The organism is Streptomyces sp. NPDC001508 (genome assembly GCF_040298665.1).
Classification (GTDB): domain Bacteria; phylum Actinomycetota; class Actinomycetes; order Streptomycetales; family Streptomycetaceae; genus Streptomyces.
Genome location: NZ_JBEPAP010000037.1, coordinates 42091 through 61141, shown reverse-complemented (window position 1 = coordinate 61141; position 19051 = coordinate 42091). Strand labels below are relative to the sequence as shown.

17 protein-coding genes, 1 tRNA gene and 2 pseudogenes are annotated in these 19051 nt (G+C 71.7%); 11 read left to right on the top strand and 9 right to left on the bottom strand.

What is annotated here, in order from left to right; all coding sequences use genetic code 11:
• The first annotated feature begins 11 nt into the window (after positions 1 to 11).
• The 7 genes from tadA to ABT245_RS28370 all read left to right on the top strand — a co-directional run bounded on the left by tadA (position 12) and on the right by ABT245_RS28370 (position 4738).
• Complete coding sequence (tadA, locus tag ABT245_RS28400) at positions 12 to 443, top strand: tRNA adenosine(34) deaminase TadA (protein WP_351738555.1); 432 nt, start codon at positions 12 to 14, stop codon at positions 441 to 443.
• A gap of 45 nt (positions 444 to 488) precedes the next feature.
• Positions 489 to 573: transfer RNA gene (locus tag ABT245_RS28395), tRNA-Ser, on the top strand.
• Between the two features lie 550 nt (positions 574 to 1123).
• On the top strand, positions 1124 to 1303 hold the full coding sequence (locus tag ABT245_RS28390) for a hypothetical protein (protein WP_351738552.1): 180 nt from the start codon (positions 1124 to 1126) through the stop codon (positions 1301 to 1303).
• Between the two features lie 46 nt (positions 1304 to 1349).
• The gene (locus tag ABT245_RS28385; RefSeq protein WP_351738550.1) at positions 1350 to 1643 is read left to right on the top strand and encodes a Dabb family protein; all 294 of its coding nucleotides are present in this window, start codon (positions 1350 to 1352) and stop codon (positions 1641 to 1643) included.
• A gap of 171 nt (positions 1644 to 1814) precedes the next feature.
• Complete coding sequence (locus ABT245_RS28380; RefSeq protein WP_351738618.1) at positions 1815 to 2654, top strand: RNA polymerase sigma factor SigF; 840 nt, start codon at positions 1815 to 1817, stop codon at positions 2652 to 2654.
• 294 nt (positions 2655 to 2948) lie between these two features.
• Positions 2949 to 3854 carry an RNA polymerase sigma factor SigF gene (locus tag ABT245_RS28375; RefSeq protein ID WP_351738547.1) on the top strand — a complete coding sequence of 302 codons (906 nt, stop codon included), beginning with the start codon at positions 2949 to 2951 and terminating at the stop codon, positions 3852 to 3854.
• A 296-nt stretch (positions 3855 to 4150) separates the two neighbouring features.
• On the top strand, positions 4151 to 4738 hold the full coding sequence (locus tag ABT245_RS28370; protein WP_351738545.1) for a hypothetical protein: 588 nt from the start codon (positions 4151 to 4153) through the stop codon (positions 4736 to 4738).
• A 36-nt stretch (positions 4739 to 4774) separates the two neighbouring features.
• Here the strand turns inward: ABT245_RS28370 and ABT245_RS28365 are convergent, their stop codons facing one another.
• Both ABT245_RS28365 and ABT245_RS28360 read right to left on the bottom strand, forming a co-directional pair.
• Positions 4775 to 5365, bottom strand: coding sequence for a TetR/AcrR family transcriptional regulator (locus tag ABT245_RS28365; RefSeq protein WP_351738542.1), 591 nt, complete (start codon positions 5363 to 5365; stop codon positions 4775 to 4777).
• Positions 5366 to 5711: 346 nt separating this feature from the next.
• Positions 5712 to 5909 carry a hypothetical protein gene (locus ABT245_RS28360; RefSeq protein WP_351738539.1) on the bottom strand — a complete coding sequence of 66 codons (198 nt, stop codon included), beginning with the start codon at positions 5907 to 5909 and terminating at the stop codon, positions 5712 to 5714.
• Positions 5910 to 6150: 241 nt separating this feature from the next.
• Between ABT245_RS28360 and ABT245_RS28355 the strand changes: the two genes are divergently transcribed.
• From ABT245_RS28355 to ABT245_RS28340, 4 genes are all read left to right on the top strand, one after another.
• Entirely contained in the window at positions 6151 to 6678 is a 528-nt protein-coding gene (locus ABT245_RS28355) for a MarR family winged helix-turn-helix transcriptional regulator (RefSeq protein ID WP_351738537.1), read from the top strand.
• A gap of 119 nt (positions 6679 to 6797) precedes the next feature.
• The gene (locus tag ABT245_RS28350; RefSeq protein ID WP_502982213.1) at positions 6798 to 9269 is read left to right on the top strand and encodes an MFS transporter; all 2472 of its coding nucleotides are present in this window, start codon (positions 6798 to 6800) and stop codon (positions 9267 to 9269) included.
• Between the two features lie 138 nt (positions 9270 to 9407).
• Positions 9408 to 10229 carry a YceI family protein gene (locus ABT245_RS28345; RefSeq protein ID WP_351738533.1) on the top strand — a complete coding sequence of 274 codons (822 nt, stop codon included), beginning with the start codon at positions 9408 to 9410 and terminating at the stop codon, positions 10227 to 10229.
• Positions 10230 to 10278: 49 nt separating this feature from the next.
• The gene (locus tag ABT245_RS28340) at positions 10279 to 10749 is read left to right on the top strand and encodes a PPOX class F420-dependent oxidoreductase (protein WP_351738530.1); all 471 of its coding nucleotides are present in this window, start codon (positions 10279 to 10281) and stop codon (positions 10747 to 10749) included.
• 138 nt (positions 10750 to 10887) lie between these two features.
• Here the strand turns inward: ABT245_RS28340 and ABT245_RS28335 are convergent, their stop codons facing one another.
• The 7 genes and pseudogenes from ABT245_RS28335 to ABT245_RS28305 all read right to left on the bottom strand — a co-directional run.
• Positions 10888 to 11661 (bottom strand): TetR/AcrR family transcriptional regulator, encoded by a 774-nt coding sequence (locus ABT245_RS28335; RefSeq protein WP_351738527.1) that lies wholly within the window; start codon positions 11659 to 11661, stop codon positions 10888 to 10890.
• 132 nt (positions 11662 to 11793) lie between these two features.
• A pseudogene (locus ABT245_RS28330) lies at positions 11794 to 12252 on the bottom strand (MFS transporter); the annotation flags it as partial.
• Between the two features lie 42 nt (positions 12253 to 12294).
• Positions 12295 to 14511 (bottom strand): mannosyltransferase YkcB-related protein, encoded by a 2217-nt coding sequence (locus tag ABT245_RS28325; RefSeq protein ID WP_351738525.1) that lies wholly within the window; start codon positions 14509 to 14511, stop codon positions 12295 to 12297.
• Positions 14508 to 16130, bottom strand: a complete 1623-nt coding sequence (locus ABT245_RS28320) for a bifunctional glycosyltransferase family 2/GtrA family protein (protein ID WP_351738522.1) — start codon at positions 16128 to 16130, stop codon at positions 14508 to 14510. Before ABT245_RS28320 ends, ABT245_RS28325 begins: the two co-directional genes overlap by 4 nt.
• Before the next feature lie 14 nt (positions 16131 to 16144).
• The gene (locus tag ABT245_RS28315; protein WP_351738519.1) at positions 16145 to 17791 is read right to left on the bottom strand and encodes a sensor histidine kinase; all 1647 of its coding nucleotides are present in this window, start codon (positions 17789 to 17791) and stop codon (positions 16145 to 16147) included.
• A complete protein-coding gene (locus tag ABT245_RS28310; protein WP_351738516.1) occupies positions 17788 to 18528 on the bottom strand; it encodes a response regulator transcription factor in 741 nt (246 codons plus the stop codon). The genes ABT245_RS28315 and ABT245_RS28310 overlap by 4 nt, the downstream gene beginning before the upstream one ends.
• 78 nt (positions 18529 to 18606) lie before the next feature.
• Positions 18607 to 19026, bottom strand: a pseudogene (locus ABT245_RS28305) (amidohydrolase family protein); the annotation flags it as partial.
• Positions 19027 to 19051 lie beyond the last annotated feature (25 nt).

Sequence of the window (19051 nt, the reverse complement as noted above, 5' to 3'; positions counted from 1 at the left end):
GGCGGACCGCGATGCGCGGCGCCCTGGCCGAGGCCGAGCGGGCCGTCCGGGGCGGGGACGTCCCCGTCGGTGCCGTCGTGCTGTCCCCGGACGGCACGACGGTGCTCGCGAGCGGCCACAACGAACGCGAGGCCACCGGCGACCCGACCGCCCACGCGGAGATCCTCGCGCTCCGGCGGGCCGCGGCCTCGCTGGGCGGCTGGCGGCTGGCCGGATGCACGCTCGTGGTCACGCTGGAGCCCTGCACCATGTGCGCGGGCGCGCTCGTGCAGGCCCGCGTCGACCGTGTCGTCTACGGCGCCCGCGACGAGAAGGCGGGCGCGGCCGGGTCCCTGTGGGACCTCGTGCGCGACCGGCGGCTCAACCACCGGCCCGAGGTCGTCGAGGGCGTCCTGGCCGAGGAGTGCGCCGGGCTCCTCACCGCGTTCTTCCGGGACCGCTGAATACTGATTTCGGACCATGGCCCCGGTTGTTGTAGGGTCTCCCTCGGTAGCGTGTCCGAGCGGCCGAAGGAGCTCGCCTCGAAAGCGAGTGTGGCGCAAGTCACCGAGGGTTCAAATCCCTCCGCTACCGCAGGTGGAAGGGCCCCGTCCTACGACGGGGCCCTTCGTGCGTGCGCGGCCGCGGGCGGCGTGGGCGTGGACAGCGCGGGCGCGCAGCAGAAGGGCCCCGTCGTAGGACGGGTGAGGCGCGGCGGCGCCACGTGCCACGGTCGGTGCGGGTGAGGCCGGGCAGCGCGGCGTGCCACGGTCGGCGCAGGTGAGGCGGGCGGCGTGACCTGCCGCGGTCGGTGCCCTCGGCCCTCGCCGTCGGTGCCGACGGACTCGTACCGGCCGTGGTCGATGACGAGCAGCGCCGCGAGAACGGCGACCGCGGACCGGCCGCCGCCCTTCCTCACCACTTGGGGGTCGTCATCCGGGGGAGGACCCGCAGGACACCGCGCGTCCGTGGCAGGACCCGCGCCGGTCAGCGCCGGCGGGCGGTCCGGTGGGCGGGGCAGGGGGGTGTGCGGGTGGGGAAAGGTCTTCGGGTCGTGGGCCGTTGGTGGCCGTGGGGCGCGTGAAGGTTACACTCGCCGCCGGCAGCAGGGGCCCGACGGGCACACAGTGACAGGGGAGGCGCGGTGGCCGTGAACGCCAAGAAGATCGCCGTGTATGTGCTCGTGGTCTTCGTGCTGTACGTGATCATCACGGATCCGGCCAGAGCCGCGGACTACGTCCAGATAGGCTTCGAGGGCATATCGGACGCGGCCAAGGCCATCGGCGACTTCATGACCTGGGTCGTCAACGGCGGAAACAGCTGAGGAAAGAGCCGCGGAAACAGCTGAGGAAAGCTCTGAGGGGAAGCCCATGATCCGGCATCTGGTCCTGTTCCGGCTCGACGAGGGCGTCGAGCGCGACGACCCGCGGGTCGTGGCGGGCGTCGAGGCCTTCCGTTCTTTGGGCGACCGGATCGAGGAGCTGCGGTTCTGGGAGTGCGGCTGGAACATCTCGGACCGTCCCATCGCGTATGACTTCGCGATCAACTCGGCGGTCGAGGACACCGACGCGCTCAGGCGCTACCTGGAGCACCCGGCGCACCAGGCGGGCGTCGCGCTGTGGCGGGAGTTCGCCACCTGGGTGATCGCCGACTACGAGGTCTGAGCCGTACGGTCGAACCCTCGGCCCCGCACCGGAATGGTGCGGGGATTTTTTGCGTCCCATACCCCAATTCATCACTCAACACGTGGTTATGCGGTGCTTGAACACAGTGCACATGTCTTGTGATGCTATGACCGCTTTTGATGGATGAGTTGACCGATAGAAGAGGTGGCGTTGACCTTGTCGGCCCGTACTGCGCCGCCCCAGGACGGGGCTTCGGCTCCGGCCCCGAACCCGGTGCCCGAGAAGCGCCGCGGTGCCGACACCCGGGCCCTCACCCAGGTCCTCTTCGCCCAGCTCAAGGATCTCCAGCCGGGCACGCCGGAGCACGACCGGGTGCGCGGGGCGCTCATCGAGGCCAACCTCCCGCTCGTGCGGTACGCGGCCGCCCGCTTCCGCTCCCGCAACGAGCCCATGGAGGACGTGGTCCAGGTCGGCACCATCGGCCTGATCAACGCCATCGACCGGTTCGACCCGGAGCGGGGCGTGCAGTTCCCGACCTTCGCGATGCCGACGGTCGTCGGCGAGATCAAACGGTACTTCCGGGACAACGTGCGCACCGTGCACGTACCGCGCCGGCTGCACGAGCTGTGGGTCCAGGTCAACAGCGCGACCGAGGATCTGACCACCGCCTTCGGGCGCTCTCCGTCGACCGCCGAGATCGCCGAGCGGCTGCGCATCAGCGAGGAGGAGGTGCTGTCCTGCATCGAGGCGGGACGCTCGTACCACGCCACCTCCCTGGAGGCCGCACAGGAGGGCGACGGGCTGCCCGGCCTGCTGGACCGGATCGGCTACGAGGACCCGGCCCTGGACGGCGTCGAGCACCGCGATCTGGTCCGGCACCTGCTGGTGCAACTCCCGGAACGGGAGCAGAGAATCCTTTTGCTGCGCTACTACAGCAACCTCACCCAGTCGCAGATCAGCGCGGAACTCGGCGTCTCCCAGATGCATGTCTCGCGGCTGCTCGCGCGCAGCTTCCAGCGGTTGCGCTCGGCGAACCGGATCGACGCGTAACCGCGCCCGAACCGCTCCGGCGCACAACCGAATACGAGATCGATCGATCACCGGCCCGAGCGAATCGCTCACCAGGGCGGATTCCGACATCCGCCCGCCGACGAGCCGTCAGACCCCCTCCTTCCTGGGCTGATTCACATCTCTCATGTCGACATGTCACTACAGCGTGTTGCCGACATGTGACATTCTGCGTGAAGCGCGTTTGCCGTGGCTCCGGCTCCGGTATTCAGGTGAAGGTTGCGTTCCTCGCAGGAGGACGCCACCACGACCGTCCCGCGACCCAAAGGGGGTGGCATGTCCGCAGACCAGGGCAGCTCGAAGGTGCTCACGCCCACGAAGAGCGAGGCAGCGACCAAGGAACTCGACGCTCTTGACGTGCTCGACGACGTCACGGCCCTTGGGACCGCGCCGGCCCCGGCCGTCCCGGCCGACTCGGGGGCCATCGACACCCGCACCCTGTCCCGCTCCCTGTTCCTGCGGCTCGCCGCACTCGACGAGGCGAGCCCCGAACGCGCCTACGTCCGGGACACCCTCATCGAACTCAACCTCCCGCTCGTGCGGTACGCGGCGGCCCGCTTCCGCTCCCGCAACGAGCCGATGGAGGACATCGTCCAGGTCGGCACCATCGGCCTGATCAAGGCCATCGACCGCTTCGACTGCGAACGCGGCGTCGAGTTCCCGACGTTCGCGATGCCGACGGTCGTGGGCGAGATCAAACGCTTCTTCCGCGACACGTCGTGGTCCGTGCGGGTCCCGCGGCGGCTCCAGGAGCTGCGTCTGGCGCTCACAAAGGCCAGCGACGAGCTGTCCCAGAAGCTGGACCGCTCCCCGACGGTCACCGAACTCGCCGCGGTCCTCGGGGTGTCGGAGGAGGACGTGGTCGACGGCCTGGCCGTGGGCAACGCCTACACGGCCTCGTCGCTGGACTCCCCGGCCCCCGAGGACGACGGCGGCGAGGGCTCCCTGGCCGACCGCCTCGGCTACGAGGACAGCGCCCTTGAGGGCGTCGAGTACCGCGAGTCCCTGAAGCCGCTTCTGGCCAAACTCCCGCCCCGGGAGCGCCGGATCATCATGCTCCGCTTCTTCGCGAACATGACGCAGTCCCAGATCGGCGAGGAGGTCGGCATCTCCCAGATGCATGTCTCCCGCCTGCTCACCCGGACCCTGGCGCAGCTTCGCGAGGGCCTGATCGCGGACTGAGCCCCGGGGTCTCCTTCCGCCCGTCCCTTCCTTCCTGACGGCCCGTCAGCCACACTGGCGCGATGCTGGGAAGTGGGGCGGGCACGGAGACCGGGGCCGGGACCGGAACCGGAGCGGGCAAAAGGCCCTGGACTGGTCTGATTCATGGCCGACGGGGAGCCGTTGCGGCCGCGTCGGCGGCCGTCGTCGTCCTGGGCGGGGTGTCGGCCTTGTACGGGGGAGACGGCGCGGGCGGTGGGTACGTCGCCGTAGGGGCGCCCGGCGCCTCCCCGCGGACGCGGCCGGGTACGGGGCCGATGCCGAGCGATCCGGTGAGGCTGGTGCCGCTCGACGGGTCACCGGAAGCGGACCGCAACGCGCCTGTCCGCACGCCGACTTCGCGTCCCGCGCCCGACCCCCGGGCAGCGGGCGCCCGCGACGGCGGGGACGGCCCCGCCGAGGGCGGCGGGCCGACGCCGGAGGCGCCCGCCCCACCCACCGCGCCCGCAGGCTCCGGGCCGACCGGTACGGCGGCCGGGTCACCGGCTCCGTCGGCGCCACCCGCCGGCGGTACGACACCGCCGTCCCCCGCTCCCGCCCCCGCCGCCCTCGGCTGGGACGATCCTTCACGGGAGGCGACGGAGCAGCGGTGGTGCGAGAAGGTGACGGTCACCTTCCACAACACCGGTGGTACGGCGGTCCGTTCGGGAACGGTGACCTTCGGCACGCACATCATCGGCGCGCTCGGCATCGACTGGGCGACGGTGGAGTCCACGCGTGACCTCCCGGTGCCGCTTCGCCCGGGCGCGGACGAGAAGCACACCTGGACGGTCTGCGTCGACGCCTGGCGGGTACCGCTCGGGACGCACATCGAGACGCGGGACGTGTCGGTCACCTGGAAGTGACGCGACCACCGGCCGTCGGCCGGTACGGAGCGGCGGTCAGTGCGGGCTGCGCAGGCCCGCGGTGAGCAGTCCGACCAGCCGGCGGGCGTCGTAGCGGGGGTCGCTCTCCGCGCCGATGCAGAGGTTCCCGACGCCGCGCATCAGCTCGTAGGCCGTCAGGTCGGACCGGATCTCGCCGGAGGCGGACGCGGCGTCGAGCAGGTGGGTGCACACGGGCACGAGGCGGTCGAGGAAGTAGGTGTGCAGCGCCTCGAAGCCCGCGTTGTCGGACTGCAGCACGCCGGCCAGGCCGTGCTTGGTGACCAGGAAGTCGACGAAGAGGTCGATCCACCGGGCCAGCGCGGCGTGCGGGGTGGGGCCGGCCTCCAGCAGGGCCGGACCGGCCTCCGCGCAGGCTTCGACCTGGTGCCGGTAGACGGCGATGATGAGGTCCGCCCGGGTGGGGAAGTGGCGGTAGATCGTGCCCACCCCGACGCCGGCGTGGGCCGCGATGTCCCGGACCGGCGCGTCCACGCCCGACGCCACAAAGATCGCGGCGGCCGCGTCGAGCAGGGTCTTCTCATTGCGCCGGGCGTCCGCCCGCTTGGACCGGGCCGCGTGCCCCGCGCCCTCGCCGCCGTCGCTCACCGCACCGTTCCTTCCGCCCGCGGCCCGCCTGAGCGGATCCTCGTCCCCCGTCGCTTATCGGAGCGAGGTTCCGGTTTCTCATGATGGCAGAGCCATGGTCCGACGACCACCCTTGGGCGCCGTAGGGGTGCGGGTGATCCAGCCCGCTCCAGAGCGTGGGGGCTTGGCGCGCAGTTTCCCGCGCCCCCAGGTGGGCTGCCCCCGGCACGGGAACGGGAAGTACCGGTCCGGGCCCCGGCGCCGTAAGGGGGCGGGTGATCCAGCCCCGTGCCTGAGCGTGGGGGCTTGGCGCGCAGTTTCCCGCGCCTCCGGGTGGGCTGCCCCTGGGGGTCGTCGGCCGGGCGGGCTACTTCAGTGCCAGCCAGGCCACCGCTGCGACGATCACCACCGCCGCTACGACGCCGAGGATCACGCCGACGCGGGGGCCGGTCGAGCCGGACGCCTGCTGCCGAGTCCCCTGGGGGGCCTCGTCGACGAACGCGCGGAACATCTGGGTGCTGCCTGCGGGGTCGGGGTTGCCCTGAGGGCCCTGGGTGTTAGCCATGGCCCGAGACCCTAGCGAAGACGGGCGGGGCCGCCCAAGTGGGGGCACTGAAGAGCCCGTACAGAACGTGTGTGCACCCCTCACCCTCACCCCCTTTCACCCCGCGAACGACACCACCTGCGTATTTACGGTCGCAATACTTGCCTTTGCCAAGTTTTTGAGCCGCGCCCCCCTCGATTTGTTTGCCTTCAGCAACCAAGCACTCGTACGGTTGCCTCAAGCAACGAAAACGGGAGGTGTGATGGCCGAGCAGGCGCAGTTCGAGGAGCTGGCGCGTCAGCTCAGTGCCGTCGGAGCCGTGAAACGGGATCTGGCGCGGATACTCCCGCACGACTGCCCGGGTGGCTCCGCCGCCGTGCTGACCCTGCTCGGACGGCACGGCGACATGCGCATGAGCAAGCTCGCCGAGCTGCTGGCCGTGGACATGTCCGTCACCAGCCGGCATGTCGCGCACGTCGCCGAACGGGGCTGGATCGAACGGTCCCCGGACCCCGCCGACAAGCGCTCACGCATCCTGCGTCTCACTCCCGCGGGCAGATCCATGACGGACGAACTGGCGCGGCGCAGCACCCAACTGCTGGCCGAGCGGCTCAGCGACTGGTCCGACGACGAGGTCGCCCAGCTGATCCGGCTCATGACCCGGCTCAGGAACAGCTTCGGCGACTGCCGGACCGTACCCGCCCGGCCCCACCCGTCGCAGCCCGCCGCCGTACCCGAGCCCGCGCCCGCACCGGTACTCGAAGCGACGACCACCCGTACACCCGGATAAGCACGCAGAAGCACGTAGAAGCACGTAGAAGCACGTAGAAAAGGAAGCCCATGGCAACGACCACACCAGCCGGTGTGCGGGCTCACGCCAAGCACGGGGGAGGCTCCGACCAGGCTCCCATGACGCACCGGCAGATCATGGAAGCGCTCTCCGGGCTGCTGCTCGGCATGTTCGTGGCGATCCTGTCGTCCACGATCGTCTCCAACGCCCTGCCGCGCATCATCGGTGACCTCGGCGGCGGCCAGTCCGCCTACACCTGGGTGGTCACGGCCGCCCTGCTGTCGATGACCGCGACCACTCCCCTGTGGGGCAAGCTCGCAGACCTGTACAGCAAGAAGGCACTCGTCCAGATAGCCCTGGTCATCTATGTCATGGGCTCGGTCGTCGCCGGTCTCTCGCAGAACCCCGGCATGCTGATCGCCTGCCGCGTCGTGCAGGGCGTCGGCGTCGGCGGTCTGTCGGCCCTGGCGCAGATCGTCATGGCGGCGATGATCTCCCCGCGCGAGCGCGGCCGTTACTCCGGTTACCTCGGTGCCACCTTCGCCGTCGCCACCGTCGGCGGCCCGCTGCTCGGCGGTGTCATCACCGACACCTCGTGGCTGGGCTGGCGCTGGTGCTTCTACGTCGGCGTGCCCTTCGCGGTCATCGCGCTGATCGTGCTCCAGCGGACCCTGCATCTGCCCGTGGTGAAGCGGGATGTGAAGGTCGACTGGGGCGGCGCGTTCTTCATCTCCGCGGCGGTCTCGCTGCTGCTGGTCTGGGTGACCTTCGCCGGTGACAAGTACGACTGGCTGTCCTGGCAGACGTACGCGATGGTCGGCGGCTCCCTCGTGCTCGGCGCGCTGTTCGTGATCACCGAGACCAAAGCGAGCGAGCCGATCATCCCGCTGCGGCTGTTCCGCAATCGCACCATCACCCTCGCGTCGCTCGCCTCGCTGTTCGTCGGCATCGCGATGTTCAGCGGCACGGTCTTCTTCAGCCAGTACTTCCAGCTGGCCCGCGACAAGTCCCCGACGATGTCGGGTGTCCTGACCATCCCGATGATCGGCGGCCTGTTCGTCTCGTCCACCGTCTCCGGCCAGTTCATCACCCGTACCGGCCGCTGGAAGGCCTGGCTGGTCAGCGGTGGTGTGCTGGTGACGGCCGGGCTCGGTCTGCTGGGCACCATCCGGTACGACACCGACTACTGGAAGATGGCCGTCTTCATGGCCATGCTGGGCCTCGGCATCGGCATGATGATGCAGAACCTGGTGCTGTGCACGCAGAACCAGGTGGAGCCGAGGGACCTCGGTTCGGCCAGCTCCACGGTCACCTTCTTCCGTTCCCTCGGCGGCGCGGTCGGCGTCTCCGCGCTCGGCGCGGTGATGTCCCACCGGATCACCGACTACGTCAAGGACGGCCTCGCCGATCTGAGCCCGAAGTACGCCAAGGGGCTGTCCGCTTCGGGCTCCACGGACTCCATCCCGGACATGAACGCCCTGCCGGCGCCGCTGCGCACGGTCATGGAGAGCGCCTACGGCCACGGCATCGCCGACGTGTTCCTGATCGCCGGCTGTCTGACGGCGGTCGCCTTCCTCATCACCCTGTTCATCAAGGAGGTCCCGCTGCGGACCAAGGGCGCACTGGCGCAGGCCGCCGCCGAGAGCGAAGCCCCGGCCGAGACCCCGGCCGCCGCCGCGGCCACCGCCGGGCCGGCCGCGGAGAAGGTGCCCAGCTGGGCCTCCCCGGTCGTGGCGGGCCCCGACGACGGCACGGACGGCACGGAGCCGGCCGCGACACGGCAGCTGACGGCCGTCGCCGCCGTGCCCGCCCCGGAGCAGCCCTCCGCCGGCGGCATCCCGGTCCACGGCTTCGTCCGCGGCGCCGAGAGCGCCCCGGTCGCGCGGGCCGCGGTCACCCTGATCTCCCTCACCGGCCGCCAGCTGGGCCGCTCGGTCACCCAGTCCGACGGTTCCTACACGCTGGACGCGCCCGGCACCGGCTCGTACGTCCTGATCGCCTCCGCCGACGGCTTCCAGCCGCAGGCGTCCACGATCGTGGTGCACGAGGACCCGGTGGCGTACGACGTCCTGCTCAGCGGCACCAGCGGGCTGAGCGGTGTGGTCCGGGCGGCCGGCAGCGCGCTGCCGGTCAAGGACGCGATGGTGATCGTCACCGATGTGCGCGGCGATCTGCTGGCCACCGGGTCCACCGGGGAACAGGGCCAGTTCACCTTCGGTGAGCTGGTGCCCGGCGCGGTGACGGTCGCGGTGAACGCCACCGGGTTCCGGCCGCGGGCGCTGCCCGTCGAGATCGGCACCACCGGGGTCACCCGGATCGAGGTGGACCTGGAGGCGGGTGCCCGGCTCCAGGGCGTCGTCCGGGCCCCGCACGGTCCGCTGGCCGACGCCCGGGTGACCCTCGTGGACGCGGCGGGCAACGTGGTCGGCACATCCACCACCGGACCGGACGGCGCGTACGCCTTCACCGACCTGAACTCCGGCGACTACACCGTCATCGCGACCGGCTACCCGCCGGTGGCGACGGCCCTGACGGTGCAGGGCGCCGGAGCCGACGGGCACGACATCGAACTCGCCCACCCCGGCGAGTAGTCCGGCACCCGGCCCGTGGCGGGCGCGCTCCGAGCGGCGGCGCGCCCGCCACGGGCCGGACATTTTACGACTAATTTGTACGGCTTTTCGAGGTCGCCATGGATGTTCGGTCCATGGCTTCGCAGGGAGAAGAACGGGATGGGACTGACCGCGAGGATCCACACCCGGGACGGATGGGCCGTGTCGCACGCGGTCGTCACGGTGACCGACATGACGGGCACGCAGGTGCTGCGCGCCGAGGCCGACGCGGAGGGCGCCGTACGGGATACGACCGCACTCGCGCCCGGGGCGTACACGGTGATCATCACGGCCGTCGGGTACGCACCCGCCGCGGCCGGCGCGATCGTCACCGCGAGCGGGCGGGCCGAGGTCGGCACGGTGACGCTGGCCCGGCAGGGCGGCGCCGAACTGCCCCCGCCGGGTCCCTGGACCATCGACCCGGCGCACTCGACGGTGGCCGCCATCGCCCAGCACCTGGGCATCTCCAGCGTGCGCGGCCGGTTCACCGACTTCACCGGCGCGATCGAGATCGCGCCCGACGACGTCGGCAAGTCCCGGGTGCAGGCGGTGATCCGGGCCTCCTCCATCGACACCGGCAACGGCATGCGCGACACCCACCTGCGGTCCGCGGACTTCCTGGACGTCGAACGCCACCCCGAGATCACCTACCGTTCGACGGGGCTGTCGGTGGCCGGCCGGGACCGCTGGACCGTCCACGGCGAGCTGGCCATGCGCGGTGTCGTACGCCCGGTCGATCTGGACCTGGCCTATCTCGGCACCGGCGCCGACCCGTGGGGCGGCACCCGGGCCGCCTTCCGCGCGACGACGGAACTGCGCCGCGAGGACTTCGCCATGAACTACAACCAGGTCGTCCAGGCGGGCATCGCGGCCATCGGCACGACCCTGAAGGTCGAGCTGGACGTCCAGGCGGTGCAGGGCGAAACGCTGCCACAGGCGTAGGAACGGCAGGGTCAGCCAGAACGGGGGCCGCTGCCCCTAGGCTGCCCGCATGGCACCGAACATCGCGACGAACACCACCGTCTCCCGCGACGAACTGCTGGACTTCGTACGGCCCCGGCACCGGGCCGTCCTGCTCACCCGGCGGGCCGACGGCGGCCCCCAGGCATCGCCGCTGACCTGCGGAGTCGACGACTCCGGCCGGATCGTGGTCTCCACCTACCCGGAGCGCGCCAAGACCCGCAACGCCAAGCGGGACGAGCGGGTCGGCCTGATCGTGCTCAGCGACGACTGGAACGGGCCGTGGGTCCAGGTCGACGGGACGGCGGAGGTCATCGACAGCCCGGACTCCGTGGAGCCGCTGGTCGAGTACTACCGGAACATCGCCGGTGAACACCCGGACTGGGACGAGTACCGCGCGGCGATGCTCAAACAGGGCAAGTCCATCATCCGCATCACCCCCACCCGCTGGGGCCCGGTGGCCACCGGCGGCTTCCCGGCCCGCCTGGTCGAGCAGAGCTGACCCGGGCGGGGCGTGCGGCCCGACCGGCCCGACCGGCCCCGGCACGGCACGGCACGCAGCCCACTCGCGCTCCGAGCACCCGGCCCGGCCGGCCCGGGCGTGCTCGGTCGGGCCGGGTCCGCGGGAGCGGCCGCGCGGTTACGGCTCGGGGGTGGTTCTTCGGACCATCTGCTCGATGCCCGCGATCAGGAGGTCCAGGGCGAAGGCGAAGTCCCGTTCCAGCATCTCCTCGACCGTGTCGCCGCCGCGGGCCTCCATGATGTCCCTGGACTCCTTGATGACCTCGGCGGCCTGCGGGGCCGCGGTCACCGCGGTCATGGCGGTGCGGTGGTACTCGTCCGGGGTCATACCGGTCGCCGCGACCCGGGCCGCGAAGTGGCCCTCGATCGTGCCGAAGCCGTACACGAACTGGAAGACGGCCGAGATGGCGCCCATGATGCCGTGCGCGGGCAGCCCGGAGCGGCGCATGATCTGCTGCACCCGGCCCGAGAAGCCGAGCGAGTTCGGGCCGATGTTGAGGTAGCGGCCGGCCAGCGGGGACAGCCACGGGTGCCGCACCAGCAGCGCGCGGTACTCCCGGGCCAGCGCACGCAGTTGGCCCCGCCAGTCCTCGTCCGCCTCCTCGGCTCCGGGCAGCCGCAGTTCGCCGAAGGCCGCGTCCAGGGCGAGTTCGAGCAGATCGTCCTTGGTGTCGACGTACCAGTACACGGACATCGCGGTGACGCTCAGTTCGGCGGCCAGCCGCCGCATGGAGAACCGGGCGAGCCCCTCCGCGTCCAGCAGCCGCACGGTCGCCTCGGTGATCCGTTCCCGGTCCAGGCCGGACGGCTGCCCGCCGCCGCGCCCGCCACGGCGGGTCTTCCCCTCCAGCCAGACACTGGTACGCGCCGTCCGCCCGGCCGCCTCCGCCATCGACGCACCTTCCTGGATCTCCGACCACTTACCAAGATGCTAGGGCCTGCCAGACAGGCCCCTGGGCCCGCGCGGGTCCCGGTGACCTCCGCGATCACCCCGCGCCCGCACCCCCGGGCGTGGGCCGGACCGTCAGGCGAGCGTCTTCTGTGCTCGCCGCAGCAGCCCACCGGCCACCAGCCCGCCGGCCAACACGGCGACCGCGCCCACGAGTTGACCCGCTTCCAGGCCAGAGGCCAGCCCGTCCGCAGCGGCCCGGGAGCTGAGCACCGCGCCGAGCACCGCGACCCCGAGTCCGTTGCCGAACTCCGCGAGCGTCCCGTTGATCCCGGCCCCGACCCCCGCCCTGGCCGGCGGGATCGCGCTCATGATGGCGTGCGCCATCGCCGGGTTGGCGATCGCGCAGCCGCCGCCGATCAGCAGCAGCCCGAGCAGGGTTCCGGCGTAACCGCCCGAGGCCGGCAGGGCGATGGACACCAGCCCCGCCGACATCAGCGCCATGCCCAGCACGATCGAGACGGGCGTGCCGAGCCTGGCCGACCACCTCGCCGACAGCCCCGAGAAGTTCACGGGAAAGAGGAGCGGGGTGGTGACCGCGGTCCCGGCCACCACCCCGCTCCGTCCGGCCGGTCCTCAGCCGCCGCTCGACTGCTGCGTGAGGTCGTAGAAGGTGGCCGAACCGACCGTCACCTTCTTGAAGTTGCTCTCGACCCACGAGGTGATCTGCGAGGCGGTGCCGCTGTCGCTGCCGCCCATGCCGCCACCCATACCGCCGCCGGCGATGAAGTAGTGGATCTTCCCGTCCGCCACATACTGCTTGAACTGCGCCAGCGTCGGGGACGGGTCGGTGCCGTTGAAGCCGCCGATCGCCATCACCGGCTCACCGGTGGCCAGTTGGTAGCTCGCGGCGTTCTGGGAGCCGATGGACGCGGCGACCCAGGTGTACGCACCGGCGTCCGCCTCCAGCAGCTTCTTGGCCTCGGAGCCGACCGTGGCACCGTCGAGCAGACCGCCGAAACCACCGCCGCCCAGCCTGCCGCCCTCGCCGATACCCGGGAAGCCGTTGCCGTTCTGTGTGCTCCCGTTGCCGTTCTGCTGGTTCTGACCGGGCAGGCCGCCACCCGGGAAGCCGCCGGTGCCGCCGCCGGGGAAGCCGTTGCCGTTCTGCGTGCCTCCGTTGCCCTTCTGTGTCCCCCCATTGCCGTTCTGCTGGTTCTGGCCCGGCATGCCGCCGCCGAAGCCGCCCCGCATGCCGCCGGGACGGCCGCCGCCGAAGCCCATCGCGCTCGCACCCGCCGGACCGGCCGTCGGAATGGAGCCGGTGTGCGCCGAGTCGACCGTGCTCAGGGTGTACGCGGTCGGCCCGGCCAGCGCGGCCACGAGACCCACGGCCGCCGCCCCGAGGGCCAGCCGGCGCGGCGCCCGGCCCGCGAAGACCAGGCCCAGCGCGGCGGCCAGGCCGCCGATCAGGACCAGCCAGCGCAGCCAGGGCAGATAGTCCGGGGTGCGGTTGAGCAGGACGTAGCCCCAGGCGGCGGACGCCACCACGGAGGCCGCGAGGGCGATCGCCGCCCAGGTCTCGGCCCGCCGCTCCCACAGCAGACCGGCGCCCATGCCGATCACGGCCGCGACATAGGGGGCGAGGGCGACCGTGTAGTACTGGTGGAAGATGCCCGCCATATAGCTGAAGACGATCATGGTCATCAGCAGCGAGCCGCCCCACACCAGGAACCCGGCCCTGGTCACCGAGGCACGCCTGGCCCGCCGGGTGGCCCACAGGCCGGCCACGAGCAGGATCAGCGCGGCCGGGATCAGCCACGAGACCTGGCCGCCGATCTCGGCGTTGAACATCCGGTCCCAGCCGGTCTCGCCCCACTGACCCATACCGCCCGCGCCGCCACCGCCGCCGACGCTGCCCGTCTCCTCGCCGCTCAGCCGGCCCAGGCCGTTGTAGCCGAAGGTCAGCTCAAGGAAGGAGTTGTTCTGCGAGCCGCCGATGTACGGGCGGGACGAGGCGGGCCACAACTCCACGACCGCCACCCACCAGCCGCCCGCGACGACCATCGCCGCCGTGGCGAGGGCCAGTTGGACGAACCGCCGGCGCAGCCGCACCGGTCCGCAGACCGCGTACACGACCGCCAGCGGCGGCAGGACCACGAATGCCTGCAAGGTCTTGGCGAGGAAGGCGAAGCCGACCGCGACGCCCGCCCACACCAGCCACCGGGTCCGGCCGTCCTCCACGGCACGCATCACGAAGTAGCAGGCCAACGCCGTCAGCAGGGCCAGCATCGCGTCCGGGTTGTTGAACCGGAACATCAGCGCCGCGACCGGGGTGAGCGCGAGCACGGCGCCCGCGATCAGAGCGGGCACCGGGCCGGACCGGCGCCGCACCGCGGCGTGGACGACGGCGACGGTGCCGACGCCCATCAGCACCTGGGGGGTGAGGATCGCCCATGAGTTCAGGCCGAAGATCCGCACCGACAGCTCCATCGGCCACAGGAACGCCGAGGGCTTGTCGACGGTGATGGCGTTGCCCGCGTCCAGCGAACCGAAGAAGAACGCCTTCCAGGACGTGCTGCCCGCCTGAACGGCCGCCGAGTAGAAGGAGTTGGCGTAACCGGAGGCGCTGAGGTCGTACAGGTACAGCAGCGCGGTGGCGAGCAGCAGGCCGAGGAGGGCCGGGCGCGCCCAGCGCGGGTCCTCCGGACGTCCGCGCCACAGTCTGCGGGCGAGGGGCTGCTTCGGCTCGCCCGACTCGGGGGCCGGGCCCTGCGGCGGGTGAGCGGCGGGGGGCGGGCCCCATGAGCCGGGTCCGGTCCGGTCGGTCGGCTGGTCGTAGTGGGTGGTCATCGGGTATCCCCCGGGCCGGTGTCGTGAGGGCGCACGGTTACGTCCCTCCAGTTGCCGTCCACGCCGTCGTCGGCGCGGAGCTGGGTGGTCTGGTGAGGTTGCTGTGCTTGCTGCGCGTGCTGATCCAGACGCGAGTACTGCACCTGCTGCTGGTCCTGCTGCGGTCGCTGGGCTTGCTGCGGTTGGTGTGTTTCCTGCGGTTGTCGGGCTTGCTGCGGGCGCGGCGCGGGGCGTCGCGGCAGCGGGGCGCTCGGCTGGGGCTGGCGGGGCCCCGGCGGGAGGTGGGCGGCGTCGGACAGTGACTGGTCACGAGAACCCGGACGGACCGGGTAGGAGCCGGGTCCGTGGCCGGGACCGGAGGTGAACTCGGTTTCGGGGTCGCGGTGGTCCGGGAACACCCACGCGCGGAACAGGAGGAAACGCAGCACCGTCGCCGCGAGGTTGGCGGCGATCAGCACCGCCAGCTCGGTGGAGTGCGCCGGGTCGCTGGTGGCCGCGTCCAGGGCGGCGAGCGAGCCGCTGGTCAGGGCGAGGCCGATACCGAAGACCACCAGGCCCTGCGCCTGGTGCCGCACCGCGCCGCCGCGCCCCCGCACCCCGAAGGTCAGCCGCCGGTTGGCCGCCGTATTGGCGACGGCCGAGACCAGCAGGGCCAACGCGTTGGCCACCTGGGAGCCGGCGAACTGCCGGAAGACGCTGTACAGGAGCAGGTAGAAGAGGGTCGACAGGCCGCCGACCACGCAGAACCCGACGAGTTGCCGGGCCAGCCCCTTCGGTACGTCTTGGATCTCGCGGTCGCGCGGGTCGTCGCCGAACGGCCGGGTGAGCCGGTCCAGCGGCAGCGAACCGGTGGCCAGGGCCTTGCCCACCCGCCACACGCCCTTGAGGTCGTCGGTCGCTGTCCGCACGATGTGCACCGTCGAGTCCGGGTCGTCGACCCAGTCGACCGGCACCTCGTGGATGCGCAGCCCGGCCCGCTCGGCGAGCACCAGCATCTCGGTGTCGAAGAACCAGCCGGTGTCCTCCACCAGCGGCAGCAGCACCTGGGCGACCTCACCCCGGATCGCCTTGAAGCCGCACTGCGCGTCGGAGAAGCGGGCCTGCAGCGAACCGCGCAGGATCAGGTTGTAGGTGCGGCTGATGAACTCCCGCTTGGCGCCGCGCACCACCCGCGACGAGCGGCTGAGCCGGGAGCCGATCGCGAGGTCGGAGTGGCCCGAGATCAGCGGGGCCACCAGCGGCAGCAGCGCGTTGAGGTCGGTGGACAGGTCGACGTCCATGTAGGCGAGGACCGGGGCGTCCGAGGCGGACCACACGGCCCGCAGGGCCCGCCCGCGGCCCTTCTGCTCCAGGCGGAAGTCGACGACCTCGGGGAGCCGGGCCGCGAGGCCGGCCGCCACCTCGGGGGTGGTGTCCGTGGACGCGTTGTCCGCGATCGTGATGCGGAACGCGTACGGGAAGGTGCGCGTCAGGTGCTCGTGCAGTCTGAGCACACAGGGCCCGAGGTCCTTCTCCTCGTTGTAGACGGGGATCACTACGTCCAGGACAGGCGTACCGGCGTCGCCGGCCGGGAGGTGCTCCCGCGCCGGCAGGGTGCCGGGAGAAGAGTCGGTTCGCATGTCCCCGACTGTCGTCAGGCGCCCTGTTCCGCCCATGTGCCAGCACTGTGCTGCGCCTGTGAGTGCGAGGACCACCGCGTTTCAGCGGTCGGCCGGGGCAGCGCGGGGTGCAGCGCGGGCAGATGGACGGTGAACACCGTGCGCCCGGGCACGCTGTCCACGGTGACGGCACCGCCGTGCGCGGTCGCGACGGCCTGCACGATGGCCAGGCCCAGACCGGTCGACCCGGTGGATCTCGACCGTGCGGAGTCACCCCGCGCGAACCGTTCGAAGACGTGCGGCAGCACCTTCGCCGGGATGCCCTGGCCGTCGTCCTCGACGTCGACGCACAGCCACGGTCCGCGCCGCTGTACGCGGGCGGTGACCGTGGTGCCGGGCGGGGTGTGGTTGCGGGCGTTGCCCAGCAGATTGACCAGGACCTGTTGCAGCCGGGCCGCGTCCGCCGACACCAGGGCCGGTTCGTCGGGCAGGTCGAGCCGCCAGGTGTGGTCCATGCCGGCCGCGCGGGCGTCGCTGACGGTGTCCACGACGAGCGGGACGAGGTCGGTCTGTTCGAACTGCAGGGGCCGGCCCGCGTCGAGCCGGGCGAGCAGCAGCAGATCCTCCACGAGCAGCGTCATCCGGCCCGCCTCGGACTCGATGCGGCCGAGCGCGTGCCGGGTGTCGGGGCCGACCTGTTCCCGCCCGCGCCGGGTCAGTTCGGCGTAGCCGCGGATGGAGGCCAGCGGTGTGCGCAGTTCATGGCTGGCGTCCGCGACGAACTGCCGCACCCGCGTCTCGCTCTGCTGGCGGGCGTGCAGGGCGCCGTGCACATGGTCGAGCATCCGGTTGAGCGCGACGCCGACCCGGCCGACCTCGGTGTGCGGGTCGCACTCGGACTCCGGGACCCGCTCGCGGAGGTTCACCTCTCCGGTGTGCAGGGGCAGTTCGGAGACCCGGGTGGCGGTGGCGGCGACCTTGCGCAGCGGCCGGGTGGCGACGCCGACCAGGACGTGGCCGGCGATCCCGGCGGCGACCAGACCGGCGGCGGTGACGCTGACCTCGACGAGGATCAGGGTGTTGATGTTGTCGTCGGTGTCCTTGGTCGGTACGGCGACGTAGTAGCTGCCCTTGGGGCCGGTGACGTACTGGGCGCGGTAGCTGCCGAGGCCGGGGACGTCCACGGTGTGCATGCCGCCGTCCCGGGTGACGGTGCCGAGGGCCGCCAGCTGGGCCTCGGTCAGCGTCTTGGGGCTCATGTCCAGGGTGTCGGACTTGTGGCCGACCTTGCCCTTGGTGACGACACCGTCCTCGACCTGGGCCGCGATCGTGTACTGCGGCTGCGGGCCCCGGGTGACGAAGTCGGACAGATCGAGCGCCTTGCCCTGCTGGTCGCCGTTCAGGACGGGGAGGTCCTTGCCCTGGACGGGCGGGGCGAACCCTCCGGAGGCGCGCGCCCCGACCTCGCCGAGCTGGCCGTCGAGCTGCTGGTACAGGTGCGAGCGCAGCGCCAGGGTGGTCACGGTGCCGATCACCGCGCAGACGACGGCGATCAGCACGACGGATGCGACGACGAGCCGCGTCCGCAGGGTGCGCGGCTGTCCCTTCCTCACTCTCGGCCTCGCTTGAGCGGGGGGATCCCCACGTCGCTGCTGCGTACGCGGCCGTCGGCGCCCGCTCATGACACGGCGGGCTTGATCAGATAACCGGCACCGCGCCGGGTGTGGATCATCGGCTCGCGCCCGGCGTCGATCTTCCGGCGCAGATAGGAGATGTACAGCTCGACCACATTGGCCTGGCCGCCGAAGTCGTAGGACCACACGCGGTCGAGGATCTGCGCCTTGCTCAGCACACGGCGCGGATTACGCATGAGGAAGCGCAGCAGCTCGAACTCGGTCGCGGTGAGATGGATGTTCTCGCCGGCCCGCGACACCTCGTGGCTGTCCTCGTCGAGGGTGAGGTCACCGACGACCAGGACGGAGTCGGAGCGCCGGTCGGCGGCGCCGGACCGCCGGATCAGGCCGCGCAGCCGGGCGACGACCTCCTCCAGGCTGAACGGCTTGGTGACGTAGTCGTCGCCGCCGGCGGTGAGTCCGGCGATCCGGTCCTCCACCGCGTCCTTCGCGGTCAGGAACAGGACCGGTACGTCCGGCAGTTCGCGGCGCAGCCGGCCCAGCACGGTCAGCCCGTCCATGTCGGGCAGCATCATGTCCAGGACGACGGCGTCGGGCCGGAACTCACGGGCGCTCTGCACGGCGCCCTGCCCGTCACCCGCGCTGCGGATCTGCCAGCCCTCGTATCGCAGAGCCATGCTCAGCAGTTCGGTGATCGACAGCTCGTCGTCCACCACAAGCACTCGGACGGGGCTCCCGTCCGGCCTCAGCAGTTCGGTGCGCCCCTGGGGCGAGGTCGTGGTCATGGTGGACACCCTGACGAGACGCTCTGAGAGCGCCCTTTCAGGTGTCTGTGATTTCCCTGAGAAACCCACAGGCGCCGCTCAGGGAACTCTTGGGGGACGGCCCGGCCCGCGCCGGTGCCGCCGATCCGGCTCACAGCCCGACAGCCGCGCCCCATGGTCGTGATTGTCGTGGCACACCGCCCGCAGCCACGCGTCGCCGAGGCCGAGCCGTTCCAGGGCGCGCAGCTGATGGACGTACGGGTAGGGGACGTTGGGGAAGTCGGAGCCGAGCAGGACGCGGTCGCCGAGGTCGGCCGGGCGGGGCAGGGCGCGCCGCGGGAAGGGCGCGTAGCCCTCGCTGAAGTCCGTGACCGCCATCGTCGTGTCGAGCCGTGTCCGCGCGTACCGCTCGGCCGGCGCGAGGAAGTCCTCGTACTCGGGCATGCCTAGGTGCGCGACGACCAGCCGCAGCCGCGGATGCCGGGCCGGCACCCGCCCGATCGGCTCGGGTCCGATGTTGCTCGCCGGGCACGGCCCCCGAACC